This window comes from Streptomyces sp. NPDC026538 (assembly GCF_055567535.1).
Genome location: NZ_JBVHQG010000001.1, coordinates 1,104,551 through 1,126,881, shown reverse-complemented (window position 1 = coordinate 1,126,881; position 22,331 = coordinate 1,104,551). Strand labels below are relative to the sequence as shown.

Annotated in this window: 20 protein-coding genes; 7 read left to right on the top strand and 13 right to left on the bottom strand. The window is 72.9% G+C overall.

Features of this window, described 5'->3' with window-relative positions; all coding sequences use genetic code 11:
- Positions 1–11 precede the first annotated feature (11 nt).
- Entirely contained in the window at positions 12–146 is a 135-nt protein-coding gene (locus tag ACZ4N4_RS05070) for a hypothetical protein (RefSeq protein ID WP_467584496.1), read from the bottom strand.
- Positions 147–211: 65 nt separating this feature from the next.
- A complete protein-coding gene (locus ACZ4N4_RS05065; protein ID WP_453575845.1) occupies positions 212–1,315 on the bottom strand; it encodes a mechanosensitive ion channel family protein in 1,104 nt (367 codons plus the stop codon).
- Between the two features lie 349 nt (positions 1,316–1,664).
- Here ACZ4N4_RS05065 and ACZ4N4_RS05060 point away from each other — a divergent pair, with 349 nt between their 5' ends.
- Positions 1,665–2,201, top strand: a complete 537-nt coding sequence (locus ACZ4N4_RS05060) for an HNH endonuclease (protein ID WP_089107458.1) — start codon at positions 1,665–1,667, stop codon at positions 2,199–2,201.
- A 36-nt stretch (positions 2,202–2,237) separates the two neighbouring features.
- On the opposite strand, the gene ACZ4N4_RS05055 is transcribed toward ACZ4N4_RS05060, so the two are convergent.
- From ACZ4N4_RS05055 to ACZ4N4_RS05035, 5 genes are read right to left on the bottom strand one after another with little or no spacing between them, the layout of a single operon-like run.
- Positions 2,238–2,852 (bottom strand): hypothetical protein, encoded by a 615-nt coding sequence (locus tag ACZ4N4_RS05055; protein WP_467584492.1) that lies wholly within the window; start codon positions 2,850–2,852, stop codon positions 2,238–2,240.
- On the bottom strand, positions 2,849–4,153 hold the full coding sequence (locus ACZ4N4_RS05050) for a hypothetical protein (RefSeq protein WP_467584489.1): 1,305 nt from the start codon (positions 4,151–4,153) through the stop codon (positions 2,849–2,851). The genes ACZ4N4_RS05055 and ACZ4N4_RS05050 overlap by 4 nt, the downstream gene beginning before the upstream one ends.
- Entirely contained in the window at positions 4,150–4,902 is a 753-nt protein-coding gene (locus ACZ4N4_RS05045; RefSeq protein ID WP_467585333.1) for an ABC transporter ATP-binding protein, read from the bottom strand. The genes ACZ4N4_RS05050 and ACZ4N4_RS05045 overlap by 4 nt, the downstream gene beginning before the upstream one ends.
- An 8-nt stretch (positions 4,903–4,910) precedes the next feature.
- Positions 4,911–5,813: a zf-HC2 domain-containing protein gene (locus ACZ4N4_RS05040; RefSeq protein ID WP_467584486.1), complete on the bottom strand. Its 903-nt coding sequence runs from the start codon at positions 5,811–5,813 to the stop codon at positions 4,911–4,913.
- Complete coding sequence (locus ACZ4N4_RS05035) at positions 5,810–6,391, bottom strand: RNA polymerase sigma factor (protein WP_467584484.1); 582 nt, start codon at positions 6,389–6,391, stop codon at positions 5,810–5,812. Before ACZ4N4_RS05035 ends, ACZ4N4_RS05040 begins: the two co-directional genes overlap by 4 nt.
- A 181-nt stretch (positions 6,392–6,572) precedes the next feature.
- Here ACZ4N4_RS05035 and ACZ4N4_RS05030 point away from each other — a divergent pair, with 181 nt between their 5' ends.
- From ACZ4N4_RS05030 to ACZ4N4_RS05020, 3 genes are all read left to right on the top strand, one after another.
- Positions 6,573–6,758 carry a hypothetical protein gene (locus ACZ4N4_RS05030; protein WP_453576007.1) on the top strand — a complete coding sequence of 62 codons (186 nt, stop codon included), beginning with the start codon at positions 6,573–6,575 and terminating at the stop codon, positions 6,756–6,758.
- Positions 6,759–8,849, top strand: a complete 2,091-nt coding sequence (malQ, locus tag ACZ4N4_RS05025) for a 4-alpha-glucanotransferase (protein WP_467584481.1) — start codon at positions 6,759–6,761, stop codon at positions 8,847–8,849.
- A 165-nt stretch (positions 8,850–9,014) separates the two neighbouring features.
- The gene (locus ACZ4N4_RS05020; protein WP_360483747.1) at positions 9,015–9,281 is read left to right on the top strand and encodes a hypothetical protein; all 267 of its coding nucleotides are present in this window, start codon (positions 9,015–9,017) and stop codon (positions 9,279–9,281) included.
- An 88-nt stretch (positions 9,282–9,369) separates the two neighbouring features.
- On the opposite strand, the gene ACZ4N4_RS05015 is transcribed toward ACZ4N4_RS05020, so the two are convergent.
- Complete coding sequence (locus ACZ4N4_RS05015) at positions 9,370–9,969, bottom strand: TetR/AcrR family transcriptional regulator (protein WP_467584478.1); 600 nt, start codon at positions 9,967–9,969, stop codon at positions 9,370–9,372.
- A gap of 286 nt (positions 9,970–10,255) precedes the next feature.
- Between ACZ4N4_RS05015 and ACZ4N4_RS05010 the strand changes: the two genes are divergently transcribed.
- Positions 10,256–11,698 carry an FAD-dependent monooxygenase gene (locus ACZ4N4_RS05010; RefSeq protein ID WP_467584474.1) on the top strand — a complete coding sequence of 481 codons (1,443 nt, stop codon included), beginning with the start codon at positions 10,256–10,258 and terminating at the stop codon, positions 11,696–11,698.
- A 26-nt stretch (positions 11,699–11,724) separates the two neighbouring features.
- Here ACZ4N4_RS05010 and ACZ4N4_RS05005 read toward each other — a convergent pair whose 3' ends face one another.
- The 4 genes from ACZ4N4_RS05005 to ACZ4N4_RS04990 form a co-directional block, all read right to left on the bottom strand.
- Positions 11,725–12,177: a DUF5707 domain-containing protein gene (locus ACZ4N4_RS05005; protein WP_453575864.1), complete on the bottom strand. Its 453-nt coding sequence runs from the start codon at positions 12,175–12,177 to the stop codon at positions 11,725–11,727.
- Between the two features lie 421 nt (positions 12,178–12,598).
- On the bottom strand, positions 12,599–15,181 hold the full coding sequence (pepN, locus tag ACZ4N4_RS05000) for an aminopeptidase N (protein ID WP_467584472.1): 2,583 nt from the start codon (positions 15,179–15,181) through the stop codon (positions 12,599–12,601).
- A 100-nt stretch (positions 15,182–15,281) separates the two neighbouring features.
- Complete coding sequence (locus tag ACZ4N4_RS04995) at positions 15,282–16,070, bottom strand: SDR family NAD(P)-dependent oxidoreductase (RefSeq protein ID WP_467584469.1); 789 nt, start codon at positions 16,068–16,070, stop codon at positions 15,282–15,284.
- Positions 16,071–16,206: 136 nt separating this feature from the next.
- Complete coding sequence (locus ACZ4N4_RS04990; protein ID WP_467584466.1) at positions 16,207–17,226, bottom strand: aspartate-semialdehyde dehydrogenase; 1,020 nt, start codon at positions 17,224–17,226, stop codon at positions 16,207–16,209.
- A gap of 298 nt (positions 17,227–17,524) precedes the next feature.
- Here ACZ4N4_RS04990 and ACZ4N4_RS04985 point away from each other — a divergent pair, with 298 nt between their 5' ends.
- Positions 17,525–18,052: an RNA polymerase sigma factor gene (locus ACZ4N4_RS04985; RefSeq protein ID WP_450755717.1), complete on the top strand. Its 528-nt coding sequence runs from the start codon at positions 17,525–17,527 to the stop codon at positions 18,050–18,052.
- Between the two features lie 2 nt (positions 18,053–18,054).
- Complete coding sequence (locus ACZ4N4_RS04980) at positions 18,055–18,879, top strand: hypothetical protein (RefSeq protein WP_467584463.1); 825 nt, start codon at positions 18,055–18,057, stop codon at positions 18,877–18,879.
- 66 nt (positions 18,880–18,945) lie between these two features.
- Here the strand turns inward: ACZ4N4_RS04980 and ACZ4N4_RS04975 are convergent, their stop codons facing one another.
- Positions 18,946–22,245 carry a S8 family serine peptidase gene (locus ACZ4N4_RS04975; RefSeq protein ID WP_467584460.1) on the bottom strand — a complete coding sequence of 1,100 codons (3,300 nt, stop codon included), beginning with the start codon at positions 22,243–22,245 and terminating at the stop codon, positions 18,946–18,948.
- Positions 22,246–22,331: the final 86 nt, after the last annotated feature.

Here is a 22,331-nt window from a genome sequence, read left to right as displayed (position 1 = left end):
CCGAGGGCCGCTCAGTCGCCGAGGAAGGGGACCGTGTCGAGGGTGGGGTAGGGCGCCGGGAGGGGGAGCGGGTCGCCGAGGCTCACCTTCTCGTCGGTCTGGTAGTAGGCCACCGCGCCGGGCGCCCCGACAGAACGACGGGGCACCCAGCGCCCGTCCGGCGCCGGAATGCCCCGCCTGTTCGCTCGAACGAGTGTGCTGAACCGTTCCGCTACTTCCCCGCCGTCGTCGGCCGCTGCGCGGCGATCGGTGTCGTCGCCGCCACCTGCGGGGAATCCGCGTTGGCGAACGCCGACGGTGCCGCCACGGCCGCCGTCGGGTCCGGGGCCTCGTCCTCCGAGAGCGCGACGGGGGCGCCGCCGACGATCCTGATGTCCGCCTCGTCGAAGGCCCGCTTGATCCGCCAGCGCAGCTCGCGCTCCACGGTCAGCGCCTTGCCCGGCATGGTCTTGGCGGAGAGGCGGACCACCATCGAGTCGATGAGGACGGAGTCCAGGCCGAGGATCTGGATCGGGCCCCACAGCAACTCGTTCCAGGGCTCCTCCTTGGCCATCTTCTCGGCGACCTCGTCCAGGGTGGCCCGGACCCGGTCCAGGTCCTCGCTGGGCCGGAGGGTGACGTCGACACCGGCCGTGGCCCAGCCCTGCGAGAGGTTGCCGATGCGCTTGATCTCGCCGTTGCGGACGTACCAGATCTCGCCGCTGTCACCGCGCAGCTTGGTCACCCGCAGGCCGACCTCGACCACCTCACCGGCTGCGACCCCCGCGTCGATCGAGTCGCCGACGCCGTACTGGTCCTCCAGGATCATGAAGACGCCGGACAGGAAGTCCGTGACCAGGTTGCGGGCGCCGAAACCGATCGCCACACCGGCCACACCGGCCGACGCCAGCAGCGGCGCCAGGTTGATCTGGAAGGCGGACAGCACCGTCAGCGCGGCCGTGCCCAGGATCACGAAGCTCGCGACCGACCGCAGCACCGACCCGATCGCCTGCGAGCGCTGCCGCCGCCGCTCGGCGTTGACCAGCAGTCCGCCGAGGGTGGTGCCCTCCGCCGACTCGACGGTCCGGTTCATACGGTCGATGAGCTTGGTTATCGCCCGCAGCACGACCCTTCTGAGGACCACCGCGATCACCAGGATCAGCAGCACCTTCAGACCTATCGCCAGCCAGGTCGACCAGTTCTGCTCGACCCAGCTCGCGGCGTTCGTGGCGCTCTCCTGGGCGTCCTGGAGCGTGGGCACCGCCGGAGTGGACGACCCCGAGGGGGTCGGCGACGGCGACGGACCGGCGGCCAGTAGGACGGCGGGCAAGGACACGGCGGGTACCTCCAGGCGGTGCGGTACTGCCCTCCGGCACGGCGTTCACGGTCACGTACGGCGTTCAAGGTCACGAAAAGGTCACCGGACGGGCAGGATCACCACACTAACGGGGCATCGCGTGTGCACCCGACCAGTACGAGAAGGAGAGACCGTGCTCACTTCGCGGGCCTCCCGGTTGAACAGGCTCGCTTGAAAAGGGGGGTATCCGGGGGATGAATGCGTTGTGGTCGAAAACACTCCCAGGCCGTTACGCGGACATGGTGGCGCGTCCACCAGGCAAGAGGGGAGACTGGCCACAGATCGTCCCGGCGCGAGCCACGCGCCGCCGACGCCCAAGGAGGCCCCCGTGCCGCATGTCCTGGTCCTCAACGCGTCGTACGAGCCGCTCGGCGTCGTACCGCTCCGCCGCGCGCTCGTCCTCGTCCTGGAGAACAAGGCAGTCGCCTTGGAGGAATCCGGCGCCTATATGCACAGCGCAACCGTCACAGTCTCCGCACCCAGCGTGGTCCGGCTCAAGCGATTCGTACGGGTTCCCTACCGGGGGCCCGTTCCTCTCACCCGCAGGGCGCTCTTCGCGCGCGACGGGGGCCGGTGCATGTACTGCGGTGGCGTCGCAACCAGCGTCGACCACGTCATCCCGCGCAGTCGCGGGGGTCAACACGTCTGGGACAACGTGGTGGCGTCGTGCCGGCGCTGCAACCACGTCAAGGCCGACCGCCACCTCTTCGAGATCGGCTGGCGGCTGCGGCACAAACCAGCCCCGCCCACCGGCCTGGCCTGGCGCATCATCGGGACCGGCCACAGGGACCCGCGCTGGCTGCCGTACTTGCAACCGTACGGCGCGGATGACGCCCTGGCCCGGATCGACGGCATCTCCGCCTGACGATCCGGGCTTTCGCATACCCCGTGGCTGTCCGCCTCAGCCACGGGGCCCTTCGGCACGCGCACCGCGTACGACATACAGCGCGCCGCCCACCGTGAACGCCCCCAGCGCCGCCGCCCAGGCGCCCGGTTGCGCGCCCGGTTGCACGGGCCACGCCCACACCGTCGCCGCGCTTCCGTGCGCCCCCACCGAGCCCAGGTACACGGCACTGACGTAACCGAAGGCCGGCAGCCAGCTCAGCCGGGCGCCGAGCAGCACCGCCGCCGCGGCCGTCACTCCCGTACAGCCCAGCGTGTTGCGTATGACGGCCGGCGGCCCGAAGGTCTCCGGATGCCCCAGCACCGCCAGCGGCAGCAGCACGGCCGCGAGCGCGGTGAGCCCGGCCAGCTGGGCCAGCCGGCGCGGCCACCACGGCCGTACCGCCGTACGGTCCAGTTCGTCGCAGGGCGAGTACAGGCTCACCCCGATCACCGCGGCCGCCAGCAGCGGGGCCAGCGCGACCACCGGGACCCGGCGGTCGGGGTCCAGGAAACCGTCCAGGCGGGCCGCCGCCCAGACGGCGAAGGCGGTGGTGACGGCGAGCGCGGCCAGGGTGGCGGGGACGGTGCGGGAGCGGGCGTAGAGCACGAGCGGCTTTCGGACGGAGGTCACAGGGCCGGCACCTCCTTCGCATCGCACGCCGCCCGGGCCGCGAAGTACGCCGAGAGCCAGGTCCGGCGTTCCGCGCCGCCCATCGCCGCCAGCCGGGCCCGGGCGGCGCGCCGCCCGGCCAGCGCGGCCCGGGCCCGCGCGTCCCCGTGGGCGTCCAGGCGGTCGAAGTCCTCCTGCGCGGGCTGGGGCGAGAGGTAGTTCTCGACAGCGTCGTCGGCCGTGGAAACCGTGTCGTCCGGGCAGTCGCCGCGCAGCCGCAGCGCCCCCACCGCCTCCGACGCGAACTGCTCCGGATCGGTCAGCCGCCCCCGCACGAACGACCAGCCGAGCGGCGTCAGCGACGGCAGGCCGGCCTCGCCGGCACGCGGCCCGCCGTACCGGTCCGACCAGCGCACCGGTAGGTTCCGGACGCCCTTCAGCTTGCCCGTGACACCCGACAGCGCCTCGGTGAGCTGCGGCAACGCACCCGCGTACCGGGCGTTCACGCACACCGCCGGGGTGACGGACGTGTCGCACACCTGCCGGCGGACGAGCGGGTCGGTGCGCCACAGTCCGTCCCCGGTCTGCGTGAGCAGCACGGCGGCGGCCGTCGCGGCGGCCAGCGGCAGCAGCGCGGTCCACCGGCGCCGGGCCGCGTACGCCAGTACGGCCGCCCCCGCCAGGCCCCCGGTCCAGACCGCCATCGCCGCCGGCTGCCACCACACCGGCACCCAGGTCTCCGTGATCGAGAACGCGGGGTTCAGATACCGCCCGGACCCCTCATGCGCCGCCGCCGTCACCCCCAGCCCGACATACCCGGCCGTCGCCAGCAGCGGAGCCGCGAGCCGCGAGGGCACCAGCCGCCCCACCGCATGACCGACCAGCACCGCGGCCCCCGACACGAAACCGTCGGTGGGCAGCAGGGTCAGCCGCGGGCCGTCTCCCAAGGCGTACGGCCAGGTCGCGAGCAGCGCCAGACCCGCCGCACCCGCGTACCCGGCGGCCACCCAGAGCGCCGTCGGCAGCGCCGACACCAGGAACCGGACCAGCGGCGGCCGTACGACCGTCCCCCACAGCTCCCGGGTACGCCGCCGCCGCTCCCGCCCGCCCTGCCAGCAGCCCGCCGCCGCGGCCGCCGGAACCGTGATCAGCACGGCGTTGTGCAGCTGTGCGGCGGTCTCCGCCCAGCCGCCCTGCCATCTGCCGGCGGACGCGGCGAGCGTCACGCCCAGCGTCAGCAGCACGGTCAGCCCGGCCCAGGGGGCGAAGCCCCGGCGCGCCTCCGCGAACAGCGGGGCCTTCGCCGCCGTCACGACGCTCATCGCGATGCCTCCTGGACGGTGCGGTGGGTGCGCAGGGCCGTCGTGTAGCCGCGCTCGATCGGATGGTCCCCGGGGCCGCCGGACACCTCGCCCAGGGCGGCCAGCGCTTCGGGAGTGCCCCGGTAGGCGACCCGGCCCCTGTCCAGCAGGGTGACCTCCGTACAGGCCGCCGCCACGTCCTCCACCAGGTGGGTGGAGACGACCACGGTCGCCGAGGCACCCAGCTCGCGCAGCAACTCCCGGAACTCCACCCGCTGTTCGGGATCCAGTCCGGCGGTCGGCTCGTCGAGCAGCAGGACCTGCGGCTCGTTGACGACGGCCTGGGCGATGCCGACCCGGCGGACCATGCCCCCCGACAGCGTCCGGATCTTCGCGTCGGCCCGCCCGGCGAGCCCGACCCGGGCCACCGCCCGCTCCACGGCCGCCGGGACCTCGGCGGCCGGCATCTCCTTCAGCCAGGCCACGTACGCCACGAACTCCCGCACCGTGAACCCCGGGTAATAGCCGAACTCCTGCGGCAGATAGCCCAGCCGGGCGCGGACCTCGCCGAGGGCGCGATGCCCGGCGGTGTCCCGGCCGAGCAGCTCCACCCGGCCCGCGGCCGGCCTGGCGACCGTCGCCAGCACTCTGATCAGGGACGTCTTCCCGGCACCGTTCGGGCCCAGCAGCCCGTGCACACCCGTGCCGAGCGCGAGGTCGACCGAGTCCAGGGCGACGGTCCGGCGGTGCCGGACACACAGGCCGGCCACTCTTATGCTCAACGGTTCTCCAGGTGGTCGTAGGCGCCCCGGCGGACGGCCAGGAACGCGGCGCACGCCACGGCGGCCGCGGCCCAGCCGGCCTGGGTGCCGTCGAAGCGGGCGGACAGCTGTCCCGCCAGCCGTGCGGTGAACGGGCCGCCGTGGGCGGCGACGGCCGGGACGAGGACGGCGGCCAGCCAGCAGCCGCCGGTCACCGCGGTCGCGGTACGGCAACCGGCGTAGGACGTGAGCGCCAGGGAGCCGAGGGTCAGCGCGAGGCCCGGCAGCAGCCAGGCGGCGGCACCGGGGGCACCAGAGGCGGGCAGCGCGGCGCCGGTGACGGTCAGCGCGGGGAGGCTCACGGCGAGGACGGCGGCGGTGCGGGTGAGCGCGAGGCGCAGGCCGCCGGAGGGGGTGGCCGCCGTGATCTCGTGCAGGGGGTCGGCATGCGGCCCGTAGGAGAGGGCCACGCCGGCCACGGGGACGACCGGGGCGATGGTGAGGAGAAGGGTGCGGGTGGCTTCGTAGCCGGCGGCGTGGTCGAGGAGGAGGGCGCCGACGACGACTGTGAGCAGGGCGAGGAGCCAGGTGCCGCGCAGGGCGGGCCCCAGGGTCCAGAGGGCGGGTTGGAGGCGGCGCGTCAGGTGCCGGCCGGCGGGGGCCGGTCGCGCCCACGCGGCGGCGCCGCACAGGTCGGAGCCGCGCGCCCCCGAGGCGGGTGGCGCGGCTGCCAGCACCAAGTCCCGTACCTCTTCGAGGACCGGTCCCGCCGCTGTCTCCCGTACCGCCGCCGACACCCGGGTCGCACAGTCGGGGCAGCCCTCCAGGTGCTTCTCCAGGGACCACGCGTCCGCCTCCGGCAGGGAGCCGTCGGCGTACCGCAGGGTGAGGTCCTCGGAGGCGTGCCAGGGTGTCGTCATGCCGCGCCTCCCGCCGGCGAAGGGTTCAACTGGGCCAGGGCGGCGCGAAGTTCGGCCCGTGCCCGGAGTGCGCGGGACTTGACCGTGCCCTCCGGTATGCCGAGCAGCCGCGCGGTCTCCCGGGTGGACAGGCCGTCCACGACCGTCGCCCGCAGCACCTCGCGCAGCTCGGGGGAGATCCGGTCCAGCGCGGTGCCGACATCGCCGTACTCCAGGCCGGCGAGCACCCGGTCCTCCGCGGAGGGCGTGACGGCGGGGTCGGGCAGGGGCTCCACCCGTGCGGCCCGTTCCTGCACCCGACGGGCGTCCACCAGCCGGCGGGCGGCGATCGTCCACAGCCAGCCGCCGGCCTCCTGCCCGCGATGCCCGGCCGCCGACCGCCACACCGCGACGAAGGTGTCCTGCAGCACCTCCCGCACCACCTCGGGGTCGGCACAGCGCCGGGTCAGGCGGGCGTACAGCCAGCCCGCGTGCCGGTCGTACAGGACGGCCAGCGCCGAGCCGTCGCCGGCCGCCACGGCCCGCAGCAGCGCCGCGTCCCCGCCGGCCGTCTCGTCGTTATCCCGGTGGCCCCCCATGGGGCGGAACAGTCTCACAGCCTCTTTATCGATCACCCGGACGCGGTCGGTTCACCCGGTGCGGGGACGGCCGTGGGGAGTGCGCTCGCCACGACGGGGTAGGCCTGCCAGGACGCGGCTTCCGCCGCCGTACCCGACGTCAGACAAGGAGGCCACCGTGGCCGCAACGGTTCACCATCCGATCCCGGCCCAGTTCAAACCCCCGGTGCCGACCGGGGAGGAGTCCCGGCTGTGCGTGTTCAGCGCCGAGACCGTCTGCGCGCAGGCGCCGCTGACCAGCGAGCCGCCGCTGCCCGACGCCGAGCCCCTGACCAGCGAACCCCCGCTCGCCGACCTGGCCCCGCTGACCAGTGAGCCGGGGTTGTAGATGAGCGAAGGCCTGGACCGGGGGCTGTGCCGGCTCGCCGAGCTGCACGGCGTCGCCACCTCCTACAGCCCCTCCCCGGACCGTACGGTCGCGGCCTCGGCCGGTGCCGTGACCGCCGCGCTGGCCGCCCTGGGCGTCGACGCGAGCGGCCCGGAAGCCGTTCGCACCGCCCTCGCCGAACGGGAACGGGACCTCGCCGAACGGCTGCTGCCGCCGACGGTCGTGCACTGGGCCGGCTCCGGCGCCCCCGCCCTCGGCCTGCCCGCCGGCACCCGGGTGGAGGTGCGGACGGAGGACGGGCAGACCCTGGACGACGTACGGGACCTGCCGACCGGCGTGCACCTGCTGACCGCCGCCGCGCCCGACGGCCGTACCGCCCGCGCCCACCTGATCGTCGCCCCCGACCGGCTGCCCACCCCCGCCGGCCGCTCGCACGGACTTCTCGTCCAGCTGTACTCGCTCCTGTCCCAACGCTCCTGGGGCATGGGCGACCTCGGTGACCTCGCCGCACTGGCCGACTGGGCCGGGCGCACCGCGGGCGCCGGATTCGTCCAGGTCAACCCGTTGCACGCGGCCGTGCCCGGACCCCCGACCGACCCCTCCCCGTACCGCCCCTCCTCCCGCCGCTTCCCGGACCCGGTGCATCTGCGGCTGGAGTCCGTCCCCGAGTACGTCCCGGACCCCGCGCTCGCCGAACGCGCCGGACGGCTGCGCGCCGCCGTCCTCGACCAGGACGCCCACATCGACCGGGACGCGGTCTGGGAGCTGAAGCGGGAGGCACTGGAGGCGCTGGCCGCCGTACCGCTCACCGCCGCCCGGCAGGCCGCCTACGACGCCTTCCGCACCGAACAGGGCCAGGCCCTGGAGGACCACGCCACCTGGTACGCGCTCGCCGAGCAGCACGGTTCCGACTGGCACCGGTGGCCCGAGGCCCTGCGCGACCCCCGCTCGGCGGAGACCGCCCGCGCCCGCGCCGCGCTGAGCGACCGGGTCGCCTTCCACTCCCGGCTCGCCTGGCTCACCGACACCCAGCTCACCGCCGCCCAGCGCACCGCCCGCGAGGCCGGAATGCCGGTCGGGATCGTCCACGACCTCGCCGTCGGCGTGCACCCCGCGGGCGCGGACGCCTGGGCGCAGCGCGCGTTCTTCGCCGCCGGGATGTCCGTCGGCGCCCCGCCCGACGCCTTCAACGCCCGCGGCCAGGACTGGGGCCTGCCGCCCTGGCGCCCCGACCGCCTCGCCGCCTCCGGCCACGCCCCCTACCGCCAGCTGCTGCGCGCCCTCTTCCGCTACGCCGGCGCCCTGCGCATCGACCACGTGATGGGCCTGTTCCGGCTGTGGTGGGTCCCGGAGGGCCGGCCGCCCACGGAGGGCACCTACGTCCGCTACGACGCCGAGGCGATGCTGGCCCTGCTGGCCCTGGAGGCGACCCGGGCGGGCGCGGTGGTGATCGGGGAGGACCTGGGGACCGTGGAGCCGGGGGTCCGCGAGACGCTCCAGCGGCACGGAGTGCTCGGCACGTCGGTGCTCTGGTTCGAACGGGACTGGGACGGCGACGGCCGCCCGCTCCCCCCGGAGAGCTGGCGCGCCGACTGCCTCGCCACCGCCACCACCCACGACCTGCCGCCCACCGCGGCCCGCCTCACCGGCGAACACGTCGAGCTCCGCGACCGGCTGGGCCTGCTGACCCGCCCGCTGTCCGAGGAGCGGGCGGACGCGGCGGCCGACACGGCGGAGTGGCTGGCCCTGCTGACCCGGCTGGGCCTGCTGGCCGCGTCCGACGCCGGTGACGAGGAGGCCGAGATCCGGGCCGTCCACCGTTTCCTGCTCCGCACCCCGGCCCGCATGGTCGGCGTCTGGCTCCCCGACACGGTCGGCGACCGCCGTCCCCAGAACCTCCCCGGCACCTGGGACCAGTACCCGAACTGGCGCCTCCCGATCGCCGACGCGACGGGCCGCCCGGTGACCCTGGAGGAGCTGATGACGTCGGCGAGGGTGCGGGCGCTCCTGGAGGTACTGCGGCCGGACAACCCGCCCGACCCGGAGGACGACGGCCGCTCGGTATCCCTTTCCAGCCCGTCCGGGGCGTGAGACTCAGCCCGTCCGGGGCGTGAGAATCCAGCCCGTCCGGGGTGTGAGACCGGTAGCGCCTTCCGGGGGCCGGCAGCTCTCGGGGGGCGGTCACGGCAGTGTGCGGCGGGCCGTAGAGGTACCCCGGACGCGCGCCCCTCAAGTCGGCCCGCTAACTTGGGCAGCGTGGACAAGAAGAACGCCCTGCGCGCCGGCGCCCTGGCTGCCGGTACGACGCTGATGATGCTGCTCCTGTCGTCCCCTGCCCTCGCGCTCACGCGTGACGACGGCGACGACCCCGGCAAGGGCCTGAGCGTCATCGAGACGCTGGGTCTCTACGTCCTGATCCCGCTCGTGCTGTTCGCGGTCATCGCGGGCCTGGTCATGGTGCTGGACAAGTCCAAGATCCGGGTCACCAAGCCGGGCACGACGAAGGCCAAGGCGAAGGCCTGACCTCCGCTTCTCCACCGAGGGCGCCGGTCGCCTTCCGTAGACCCGAGACGGGGCGTACGGGAGCTGACCGGCGCCCTCGGTGCGTCGCTCAGGGGCTCGGCGCGGTCAGATACCGCTGCAGGGTCGGCCCCAGCCACGCCAGGACCTCCTCCCGCGCCAGCGCCACCACCGGCGGCAACCGCAGCACGTAACGGGTGAGTGCGAGCCCTATCAGCTGCGCGGCGCACAGCCCCGCCCGTGTCTGCACCTGCTCGGGGTCGGGGCACACCCGCTGGGCCACCGGTACCACCTGGTCCCGGAAGATGCCCTGCAGCCGTTCGGCCCCCGCCTTGTTGGTGATGCCGACCCGCAGCACCGCGGTGAGCTCCTCGTTCGCCTCCCAGATGGTCAGGAAGTGGGCCACCAGCGCCCGCCCGACCTCGGTGCGCGGCACCTCGGACACGTCGGGCATCCGCAGGTCGAGCGCGACGGCCGCCGCGAACAGGCCGTCCTTGTTGCCGAAGTAGCGCATGACCATGGACGGGTCGATACGCGCGTCCTTGGCGATGGCGCGGATGGTGGCGCGCTCGTAGCCGTCGGTGGCGAAGCGCTCGCGGGCCGCGGCCAGGATGGCGGAGCGGCTGGCGTCGGAACGGCGCGTCGCCGAGCCGGTCGTGGGCTCCGTGCTTCTACTGGGGGTGCCGGTCATGTCAACGAGCGTAGGCCAACATGCGTGGGCCAACAAGTGTGGGCCAACGTCTGTTGGTCAACAGGTGTGTGCCCACGGGTGTGTGCCAGCAGGTGTGCGCCAGCAAATGTGGGCCAACAAGCGTATGCCGACGAACGTAGGCCAACAGATGTAGGCCAACGGGTGTTGACGCGCGCGACAACCCCGGCCTACCGTTGTCAACAAGCGTTGGCCAACAGCTGTTGGCCCGAGCCAGCTGGTCAACGGATGTTGGCCAACGCGTGAAGGCATCCAGAGGAGGCCCCCCATGAACGGCAAGACCCCCGCCCCCGAAAACTCCCGCGTGATCGTCGTCGGCTCCGGTCCCACCGGCCTGCTCCTGGCCGGTGACCTCGCCGTCGCCGGCGTCCCGGTCACCCTCCTGGAGAAGCGGCCCCACCGGATCAGCAACCTCTCCCGCGCCTTCGTCCTGCACGCCCGCGCCCTGGAGCAGCTCGACGCCCGCGCCGTCGCCGACGAACTGGAGGCCGTCGGCAAGCCGCTCGCCCGGCTCAACCTCTTCGACGGGCTCACCCTCGACCTCGGCGGCCTCCCCTCCCGTTTCCGGCATGTGCTGGTGATCCCGCAGTACGAGGTGGAGAAGGTGCTGGAGCGCCGCGCGGTCGAGGCGGGCGTCGACTTCCGTTACGAGTCCGAGGTGACGGGACTGACGCAGGACGCCGACGGGGTCACCGTGCACGTCAGGGGCGCCGCGGAGCTGCGCGCCGGGTACGTCGTGGGCGCCGACGGGATGCGCAGTGCCGTGCGGGAGGCGATCGGGCTGCCGTTCCCGGGGAGGTCGGCCATCCGGTCCGTCGTCCTCGCCGACGTGCTGCTCGACGAGAAGCCCGAGACGCTGATCACGGCCGCCGCGGTCGGCGACGCGTTCGCCTTCCTCGCGCCCTTCGGCGACGGCTACCACCGTGTCATCTGCTGGCACCGCGGCCGTGACGTCCCCGACCACGAGCCGGTCGACCTCGACGAGGTCAGGGAGATCACCCGGCTGGCCCTGGGCCGGGACTACGGGATGCGCGAGGCCCGCTGGATGTCCCGCTTCCACAGCGACGAGCGGCAGGCGCCCGGCTACCGGGTGGGCCGGGTCTTCCTGGCCGGCGACGCGGCGCATGTGCACACCCCGGCCGGCGGGCAGGGAATGAACACCGGTCTGCAGGACGCGGCCAACCTGAGCTGGAAGCTCGCCGCCGTGCTGCACGGCCACGCCACCCCCGACCTGCTCGACACCTACCAGACCGAACGGCACCCGGTCGGCAGGTCGGTACTGCGCAGCAGCGGCGCGATCGTCCGCCTGGCGATGGCCAAGGGCTGGCAGCTGCCGGTGCGTTCCGTGCTCGTGACCGCCCTCGACCGGCTGGCCCCCGTCCGCGCCAGGATCATGGGCCGGATCACCGGCGTCGGCTACCGGTACCCGGCCCCGAGGGGCGCCCACCCCCTCACCGGCGCGCGCGTTCCCGACCTCCCCCTGGCCGGCGGCGGCCGGCTCTACGAGGCCCTGCGCGGCGGCCGGTTCGTCCTGGTGACCCCGGATGCGTACGACGCGGGCGAGGGGCGCGCGGACCGGCTGGCGGTGGCGCACTGGGCGAGCGACCGCGGTACGACGCTGCTCGTGCGGCCCGACGGGTACGCGGCCTGGGCGGCGGAGGGCGCCCGGGCCGCGGACATCGGGTCGGCGCTGGCCGCGCACGTCGGCTGAACGGACGTCATCGGCGGCGGACCGGATCAGCCGACGGTGAAGTCGGTGACCTTGGTGTCCAGGGTGGTGCGGCCGTCCCTGGCGGTGGCGAGTACGGCGATGTGCCAGGTGCCGTGCGGGGTCGACGCGGCGTCGGCGGCGGGCACCACGGCCTTGTACACGCACCGCGTGGTGTCCTTCTCGGCCGCCGCGCAGGTCGCCGACTCCACCCCGGCCATGTCCTTGGCGGTCAGCGGCTTCTTCGCGAACTGGGACTTCTCCGGCCAGGCCAGCACCTTGAGGCTCTTCACCCCGGAGGACGCGGTGACCTCGGTGGAGAAGGTGACCGAACCGTCCCGGCCGCCGTCGGGCGCGGTGTAGCGGGCGGTGCTGTGCGCGAAGGCGGGCGGCTGGTCCCCCGCGTAAGCGAGGGCGAAGGCCCCGGCGCCTCCGAGGACGACGACACCGGCGGCGATGGACAGAGCGATACGACGGGACATGACGGTTTCTCCGTAACTGAGAAGTGCCTCGACTGGCCGAACCGGCGCTCTGTGCCGCGCCGTTGCACCGATGCTCGCAACCCGCGGCCACCCCGGGCGTGAGCACGGGTACTCAACTCCGGCTAGGTGATGGGGAGTAGGCGACCCGGGGGCACCCTTGACAGTCCTTGCGCCGGGAGTTCCCATGGGGACGCTCAACGTCCTTGCCGAAAAGGGAGTTGAAATGCCGACCAAGATCGAGATCCGCCCGCTGGACAAGAAGGAGACCACCGGGGACAGCAACGCCAACGGCACCTGACCGGAGACCGGTGTGCGGACACCGTCCTCCCGGCGGCCCTGCCACCCAAGGGCCGACAGGGGGGCATGACGAAGGGGGCGCCCGAAGCCTCGGCCCCGGGCGCCCCCTTCGTCGTACCGTCGGCTACTCGGCCGCCGCGTCCGCCGCCTGGGCCCGCAGGGCGCGCTCGACGCCCGCGCGGGACTCCGAGACGAGCCGGGCCAGGGCCGCGTTCGGCTGGGCCGCGTTCAGCCAGGTGTCCGTCTTGGTGACGGTCTCCTCGGAGACCTGGAGGGCCGGGTAGAGGCCGATCGCGATCTGCTGGGCGATCTCGTGGGAGCGGGTGTCCCACACCGACTTCAGGACCTCGAAGTACCGGTCCGTGTACGGCGCCAGCAGCTCACGCTGGTCGGTCTGGACGAAGCCGCCGATCACCGCCTCCTGTACGGCGTTCGGCAGCTTGTCGGAGTCGATGACCGACGCCCACGCCTCGGCCTTCGCCTCCTCGGTCGGACGGGCGGCCCGGGCGGTGGCCGCGTGGCGCTCGCCGGCGGCCGTCTTGTCCCGCTCGTACTCGCCCGCGATCTCCGCCTCGTCGAACCGGCCGACCGCGGCCAGCCGCTCCACGAACGCCCAGCGCAGGTCGGTGTCGACGGCCAGGCCCTCGATCGTGTGGGTGCCCTCCAGCAGGCTGTCCAGGAGGTCCAGCTGCTCCGGGGTGCGGGCGGTCGCCGCGAACGCGCGGGCCCAGGCCAGCTGGTGGTCGCTCCCCGGGGCGGCGGACCGCAGGTGGGCGAGGGTGGCGTCGGTCCAGCGGGTGAGCAGGGCCTCGCGGGCGGTCGGGTCGGCGTACAGCTCGACGGCCAGCTTCACCTGGCGGTGCAGCGACTGCACGACACCGATGTCCGACTCCTTGCCGATCCCGGCCAGCACCAGGGACAGGTACTCCCGGGCGGGCAGTTCGGCGTCGCGGGTCATGTCCCAGGCCGACGCCCAGCACAGCGCGCGGGGCAGGGAGGCCTCGAAGTCGCCCAGGTGCTCCGTCACGAACTGCAGCGACCGCTCGTCCAGGCGGACCTTCGCGTACGACAGGTCGTCGTCGTTGAGCAGGAACACCGCCGGACGGCGGCGGCCGGTCAGCTGCGGTACGGCGGTCAGCTCGCCGTCCACGTCCAGCTCGATCCGGTCGGTGCGGACCAGCTTGCCGCTCGTCTCGTCCAGGTCGTACAGGCCGATCGCGATCCGGTGCGGGCGCAGGATCGGCTCGCCCTTGGCGCCGGCGGGCAGCGCCGGGGCCTCCTGGCGGATCGCGAAGGAGGTGACGACACCGGCCCCTCCTTCGCCGTCTGTCTCGATCTCCGGCCGCAGGATGTTGATCCCGGCGGTCTGCAGCCACTTCTGCGACCAGGTGCTCAGGTCACGCCCGGAGGTCTCCTCCAGGGCGCCCAGCAGGTCGGACAGGCGCGTGTTGCCGAACGCGTGCCGCTTGAAGTACGCCTGCACGCCCTTGAAGAACTCGTCCATGCCGACGTAGGCGACGAGCTGCTTCAGGACGGACGCGCCCTTGGCGTAGGTGATGCCGTCGAAGTTGACGAGGACGTCGTCCAGGTCGCGGATCTCGGCCATGATCGGGTGCGTGGAGGGCAGCTGGTCCTGCCGGTACGCCCAGGTCTTCATGGAGTTGGCGAACGTCGTCCACGAGTGCGGCCAGCGCGAGCCGGGCGCGTACGCCTGGCAGGCGATGGAGGTGTAGGTGGCGAACGACTCGTTCAGCCACAGGTCGTTCCACCACTCCATGGTGACCAGGTCGCCGAACCACATGTGGGCCAGCTCGTGCAGGATGGTCTCGGCCCGCGTCTCGTACGCCGCGTCGGTCACCTTGGACCGGAAGACGTACTGGTCGCGGATGGTCACCGCGCCCGCGTTCTCCATCGCGCCCGCGTTGAACTCCGGCACGAACAGCTGGTCGTACTTCTTGAACGGGTACGCGTAGTCGAACTTCTCCTGGAACCAGTCGAAGCCCTGCCGGGTCACCTCGAAGATCGCGTCCGAGTCCAGGAACTCGGCGAGCGAGGGCCGGCAGTAGATGCCGAGCGGCACGCTCTGCCCGTCCTTCTCGTACACGCTGTGCACGGAGTGGTACGGGCCGACGATCAGCGCGGTGATGTACGACGAGATGCGCGGCGTCGGCTCGAAGACCCAGACGTCGTCCTTGGGCTCGGGCGTCGGCGAGTTGGAGATGACGGTCCAGCCGCTCGGCGCCTTCACCGTGAACTGGAAGGTCGCCTTGAGGTCCGGCTGCTCGAAGCTGGCGAACACGCGGCGCGCGTCCGGCACCTCGAACTGGGTGTAGAGGTAGGCCTGCTCGTCGACCGGGTCGACGAACCGGTGCAGGCCCTCGCCCGTGTTGGTGTACGCGCAGTCGGCGACGACCCGCAGGACGTTACGGCCCGCCAGCAGGCCCGGCAGCGCGATCCGGGAGTCCTCGAAGACCTCGGCGGCCTCGAGCGGGTCGCCGTTCAGGGTGACCTCGTGGACGGCCGGGGCCACCAGGTCGATGAAGGAAGCGGCGCCTGCTTCGGCGACGTCGAAGCGCACCGTGGTCACGGACCGGTAGGTACCGCCCTCCTGCGCGCCGGAGAGGTCGAGATCGATCTCGTACGAGTCAACGGTGAGCAGCTTCGCCCGCTGCTGTGCCTCTTCGCGAGTCAGGTTTGTGCCAGGCACGCGGTCATCTCCTCGTTATGTGTGGGTTGCGCCATCCTTCCACGGCGGCCCGGCCCCGGGCGACGAGGGAAAACCCCAGAGATCGCCCGGACGGGGGGCGTCAGGCGGCGGTCGTGCCGCCGTCGACCGGCATCGCCGCGCCGGTGACGAAGGAGGAACGGTCGCTGCACAGCCACAGCGCGGCCTCGGCGACCTCGGCCGGGCCGGCCATCCGCTTCTGCAGGGTCTCGCCCTCGAACCGCTCCCGCAGCTCCGGCAGCGTCCGCACGGCCCGGTCCATCATCTCGGTGCGGGTGCTGCCCACCACCAGCGCGTTGACGCGGATACCGCGCTGCGCGTACTCGGCCGCGGCGGCCCGGGTGAGCCCGAGGACGGCGTGCTTGGCGGCCACGTACGCCGCCGACGCCCCGGTCGCCCGCTGCCCCGCGACACTCGACGTGTTGACGATCGTGCCGCCGCCGGACCCGAGCATCTCGGGGATCTGGAAGCGCAGGCAGTTCCAGACCCCGCGCACGTTGACGTCCATGGTCTGCTCGTAGACGTCCTGGCCGGTCTCGTGCAGCTCGGTGCCGGCGGTGCCGAACCCGGCGTTGTTGAAGGCGCAGTCCAGGCGGCCGAAGGCGGCTACGGCCGTACGGACGACCCGCTCGACGTCCTCGGCGGACGCCACGTCCGCCGGTACGGCCAGGGCCCGGCCGCCGCCGGCGCCGATCTCCTCGGCCAGCGCCCGCAGCCGGTCCGCGCGCCGGGCCGTCAGCACGACGGCCGCACCCTCCCGCGCGAACAGCCGCGCGGCGGCCGCCCCGATCCCGCTGGACGCCCCGGTGATCATGGCGACCTTGCCGTCGAGGACAAGCGACCTGTCACATGACGGCTGACTCTTACTCATGGTGTCGGGGTTCCCCTTCGATGACGAACCTTGCTGCAACGCGCCCGAAGGGGCGCGGGGAACTGCGCGACCGGCCAGGACGGCGCCGCACCCGCGCGACGGCACGACGCGGCACCCCCTGAGGCGCCCGGCCCCCCTACTTCGCGGACAGCTCTTCCGCCACCAGCTCCGCGATCTGCACGGCGTTCAGCGCGGCCCCCTTGCGGAGGTTGTCGTTGGAGATGAACAGCGCGAGCCCGTTGTCCACCGTCTCGTCGCGGCGGATCCGGCCGACGTACGACGGGTCCTGGCCGGCCGCCTGCAGCGGGGTCGGGATGTCGGAGAGCTCGACGCCCGGGGCGTCCGCGAGCAGCTCGGTGGCGCGCTCGGGGCTGATCGGGCGGGCGAACCGGGCGTTGACCTGGAGGGAGTGGCCGGAGAACACCGGGACGCGGACGCAGGTGCCGGAGACCTTCAGCTCGGGAAGTTCCAGGATCTTGCGGGACTCGTGGCGCAGCTTCTGCTCCTCGTCGGTCTCGTTCAGACCGTCGTCGACGAGGTTGCCGGCGAAGGGGAGGACGTTGAAGGCGATGGGCCGCTTGTAGACCTGCGGCTCGGGGAAGTCGACCGCCGCGCCGTCGTGGGTGAGCTTGTCCGCGTCGGCGGCGACCTTCTGCACCTGCCCGTGCAGCTCCGCGACGCCCGCCAGACCGGAGCCGGACACCGCCTGGTAGGTGGTGGCGACCAGCGCCTGAAGGCCCGCCTCCGCGTCCAGCGCCTTCAGGACCGGCATCGCGGCCATCGTGGTGCAGTTCGGGTTGGCGATGATGCCCTTGGGGCGGTCGGCGATCGCGTGCGGGTTGACCTCGGAGACGACCAGCGGGACCGCGGGGTCCTTGCGCCAGGCGGAGGAGTTGTCGATGACGACGGCACCCTGGGCGGCGACCTGCTCCGCGAGCGCCCTGGAGGTGGCCCCGCCCGCCGAGAACAGCACGATGTCCAGGCCGGTGTAGTCGGCGGTCGCCGCGTCCTCCACGGTCACGCCGTCCAGCACGGTCCCGGCGGAGCGGGCCGAGGCGAACAGCCGCAGCTCGGTGACGGGGAAGTCGCGCTCCGTGAGGATCCTGCGCATGACCGTGCCGACCTGACCGGTGGCTCCGACGATTCCGACCCTCACGGTGACTCCCTCTGCAGACGTTGACGTGTGACTTCGGCCTTTCCATCATGCGGCCGACCCGGGTCAGCCTGTCCAATTCTTTGCCCGCCATGCTCGCCGAGCGGACCTCACGGCCCGTGGAACTCCCGTCGGCACCCCCGCTGAGCTGCAGAAATTACCTCTCCGTGGCCTTCGTGCCGCAAGCTGTGCTGCGTGGCGCGCCGGTGTGACGTACGCCTCGGAAAAGATTTCCGGGAGCCGTCCGAACGTTTCCGGGGGCCGCGGCGTCGTAGGGGAAACGCGGTGAGGGGGGTGGGTTGTGCTGCGCAGAAAGGCCCGCCGGGCCCAGGGGGACCAGCACGGTGATCCTCTGGACGCGGACCAGGAGCGTCGGGTACGGGCGGTGCTCGCGCTGGGCGGCGTACCGCAGGCGGACCTGCTGGACGGGGTACAGCAGGTACGCCTGCGGCTGCTGGAGCGGGCCGCGAGCGGCCGGGAGGCACCGCGGGACGTCTCGGCGTGGGCGGCGGTGGTCGCCTCCAACCTCGCCATGGACTGGCATCGCGCCAAGCGCCGCCAGGAACGCCTCGGCGAACGCCTGGCCGCTCTCCGCATCCCCGACCACACCTCCGGCGAGGACAGCAGCGTGCTCTCCGTCGCCGTCGCCCGCGGCCTGGACGAACTGCCGGACGCCCAGCGCCAGGTCCTCGTCCTGCGCTTCTACGCCGACCTGCCGGTGCGCGGCATAGCCGAGGAACTCGGCATCCCCGAGGGCACGGTCAAGAGCCGGCTGCACACGGCGGTACGCGCCCTGCGCGCCCGCCTGCACGAGGACGAGGTGGTGTGACCATGCCCGCCGAACACGACGGCCACGACGGCGAGATCCGGGACGGCGACCACGGCCGCCGCGACGGGTACGGCCGGGGCGAGACGCAGGACGGGTTCTCCGGTGCCGCCGGCGACGCCGACGCCCTGCTCGCCGTTCTCCTGGACGAGCCGCTCTCCGACGGGCAGCGTGCCGACCCCGGCTTCATGGCCGAGCACAGGGCCGCCGCCGCCGACGTGGCGTTGTTGCGTGCGCAGCTCGGGAGCATCGCGGACGCCCTGGCCGAGCCGCCGCGCCCGGAACCCCGGCCCGGCCCGAAGCCCCGGCCGCGCCGCCGCCCCTGGCAGCACCCCCAGGTCCGCTCGTTCGGCCTGGTCGGTGCGCTCGCCGCCGCGTTCGTCTCGGCCGTGTTCGGTATCGGCTGGCTCACGGCGAACGGCGTCGACGACAAGGCGTCCGGCAGCAGCGCCGACAGCGCGGCCGGTAGCGCGGCGGTGGGCGCGCCGGGCAAAAAGGCCCTGGGCGGCGCCCGCTACCTGGCCTGCGCCCGGCTGGTCGTCGAGGGCACGGTGACCGGTGTGCGCCGGCTCCCGCAGGGCGGCGGCGAACGCGTCACCCTCGAGGTGACCCACGCCTACAAACCGGCGAAGACCGGTGAGGAGGTCGACGTCCTCTTCAGGGCCGGCGCCGACCCCCGGATCCGCACCGGCGTCCGCCTCCTCGTCGGCGTCACGGCCGGACAGCAGGAGCCCGACCGGTACGCGGTCGGCGAGGCGGAGATCGCCCCGGAGCGGTCCTGGATCGTCCACGACCTGCCCGAGTCGCGCACCCTGAGCTGCCGGAAGTGAGAACCGGAAATGGGAAGGGGGCGGGCGCCCCGCAGGACGCCCGCCCCGGAACCGCGGCCGTTGCCGCTACTGCGTGACCTTCTCGATCTTCACGCTGCCGATGCCCGCGACCGTGCCGCGTGCGTCGACCAGCTGGACCCGGCCGAAGAACTCACGTCCCTCGGGGGCCGCCGTGGCCGCCGTGACCCGGCCGGTCACCGTGGCCGAGGCACCCGTGCCGAGCTTGACCGGCGTCGACCCGTCGACCGAGACCGTGCCGAGCGCGGCGGAGAAGAACACGTCCCGGTAGTCGTAGTCGGTGGTGCCCGACGGGACCGAGTAACCGGTGACCTTGACGGTGTACGTGCCGGCGGCCGGCGAGGCGATGGACACCGCCTCCTCCGAGTCGCCGTCGGCGGACTGCGCGACCTGCTTGCCGGACGCGTCGAACACCGCCAGGTCGAGGTCGGCGGCCGTGTCGGAGACGCCGCCGATGGCCACGTCCAGCGACTGCGCACCCGCCGGCACGGTCACCGTGGTGCTCTGGACCTCGCCCTCCTTGATCGAGGGACGGGTCGTCTTCGACGAGCCGAGCGGGCCGCCGACCAGCTTGCCGTCGAGCGCGGCGAACTTGTTGGTCACCTTCCAGGAGGCGTCGGCCGGGACGCCGGCCTTGGCCTCGGGCAGGGTCACGGTCTCCGGGTCGAAGGCCGCGCCGAGCACGGTGGCGTCCAGGCGGTAGGGGTTGTCGAGCAGCGGCGAGGTGCGGCGCGCCTCGACCTCGATCTCCCAGACCCCGGCCTGCGGGTCGGCGTAGGAGCGGACGTCCGGCTTGCAGCCGTTGCCGTCGAGGTAGTTGTTGTAGCAGTACGGGGTGCCGGTGTTTTCGACCGGGACGCCGTACGGGTGGATGGAGATGAACCGCGTCTGGCTCTTGGCGGCCAGCCCGCTGATCGCGACCTCCAGCGACTTGGCGCCCTCGGGCACGGTCACGAAGTACGACGTGGAGCTGTTGCGCTGCACCGAACCGGACGTGGCCCAGGTGTAGTCGACGGGCGCCGACACCACGACCGTCGTCAGGATCTGCTTGTCGACGCCCTCGGTCTTCGGGTCGTCGACCTCCAGGATCGCCGACTTGATGCCCGAACTCTTCGCCCGCGCCTGCACCTTGACCGTCACCGGCTGGTTCAGCGGCAGCTTCACCTCGTCCGAGCCGAGGATCTTGAAGGTGTGCCCGGCGTTGTTCTCGAAGTGCAGCTCGTGCCGGACCGCCTTGTCCGCGCCGGAGGTCCGGGTGATGGTGACGTCGTACGTCTTCTTCTCCCCGGCCTTCAGGCCGCCCTCACGGTCGTACAGGCCGGTGCCGTAGCCCGGGGTCTTCAGCGCGTAGTCGATCGCGGTGTCGACCGGCGCCTTCACGGTGTAATCGTGCGCGGTGGCGTGGTCACGGATGGCGTCCCACGCGTCGACGATGTCGATGCGGCCCGCGCCCTCCTCGTACGCCTGCACGTCCTTGATGTGGTCGGCGGTCGAGGTGAGGGCCGTGCGCAGGTCGGCGGGGGAGAGGCTGATCCCCTTCTCCTTCGCCGCCGACAGCAGCAGGGCGGAGGCTCCCGCGGCCTGCGGGGAGGCCATCGAGGTGCCCTGGAGCATGGAGTAGCCGGCCGGCAGCGAGTAGCCCGACTCGGCGACCGGCGAGCCCGGCAGCCAGGTCTGGGTGGTGTTGATCGCGGCGCCGGGGGCGACCAGCGTCGGCGTGAAGCCGCCGTCCTCACGCGGACCGCGCGAGGAGAACGGCAGCAGCTGGTACTTCGTGGTCACCTGGGAGCCGTAGTTGGCGGCCCAGGTGTCCCTGGAGATGCCCGCGCCGACCGAGATGACCTTGTCGGCGAGTCCCGGATCACCGATGGTGTTCGCGCCCGGGCCGGAGTTGCCCGCGGAGATCACCAGCTGCACGCCGTAGGTGTCGATGAGCCGGGTGTACAGCTCGGCGCGCGCGTTGTTGCCGTCGTTCAGGGCCGGGAGGCCGCCGATCGACATGTTGACGATGTCGACGCCCCGGTTGGCGACCAGGTCGATCATGCCCTCGGTGAGCGCGACGTTGGTGCAGCCGCCGGTCCAGGTGCAGGCCCGGGAGGAGACGATCTTCGCGCCGGGAGCCGCGCCGTTCATCTTGCCGCCGAACAGGCCGTTGGCGGCGGTGATGCCGGCGACGTGGGTGCCGTGCTCGGACTCGATGACCCCGATGTTGACGAAGTCGGCCGTCTTGCCGACCCAGTCCCCGCCGAACGGGTCCATGGGGACGTCCTTGCGGATCTGCACGACGAACGGCTGCCGCTCGACGACGTCGGTCGCCGGGTTGTCGGTGCCGAAGTAGCCGACCTGGTAGCCGTCCTTGTACGGCTTCATCGGCGTGTCGTCGGAGAAGTCGTTGTTGTTGTTCAGGTCGACGGTGACCGTGCCGGCCGCCGGGTCGTAGAGCACGCCCCAGCTGTCGGTGGTGTCCCCGTCCCGGTTGGCGTCACCGGCCGCGTCGCCACCCGTGGTGTACGACTCCTTGAAGGTGCTGACCTGGTACGACCCGGCGGGCGCCGTCCAGGTCTTGCCCGCGTAGCCGAAGCTCGGCCCGGACACGGCCGTGACCATGGGCCGCCAGGTCTGGTCGCTGTCGACGATCGGGTCGGTCGAGGTCACCCAGTCGACGATCTTCCGCTCGCCCGTGGTGGTCTTCTGCAGCGCCGGGTGGCCGAGGTCGACACCGGAGTCCAGGATGCCGATCGTGATGCCCCGGCCGTCCGCCTTCGGGTGGTCCTTGACGAAGTCGACGGCGCCCGTCTCGAAGGAGGGGTTGTAGGGGTTCTCGGCGGGGGTGTTCTTCCCCGGCGCCGGGTAGGTCTTCGCGGCCTTGGCCGACCTGGCGGTGTCCGACACCGTCGGGTCGTCGAGCTGGATCTCCTGGCGCAGGTCGATCGCGTGCACCGAGGACAGCTTCGCGGCGGCGGCGATCGCCGAGTCCGCCCGGCCGGTGGGGACGGTGGCGCGGACATAGCCGAGCTTGTCGTACGTACGGCCCACCGAGCCGCCCTTGACGCCGTCCAGCTCCCGGGCGACCTGCGCGGTCTGCCCCGGTGCGGTCGCGATCATCATCGTGACGTTCTTGGTGCCGTCGGCCTTGGCCTCGGCGAGCAGTTCGGCGTCGTCCGAACCGAGCTTGTCGTGGGCCGACTTGGCGTCCGCGGTGGCGGTGGCGGCCGGGGTCGGCGTCGCGGCGGCGGCCAGGGGTATCGGCCCGGCGGCGGAGAGCGCGGCCACGACACTGACGGCCAGGGCTATGCGGCCCATGCGTCTGTGGCCCGGTATCGGGTCGTGCTGGGGGCTGAGGGTCATCTGCATCCCTTGTAGGTAAAGGAACGAGCATGGAGCGGCCGGAACCTGGTCAAGAACCGGCACGCAGGCGCACAGCTTTACCCAAG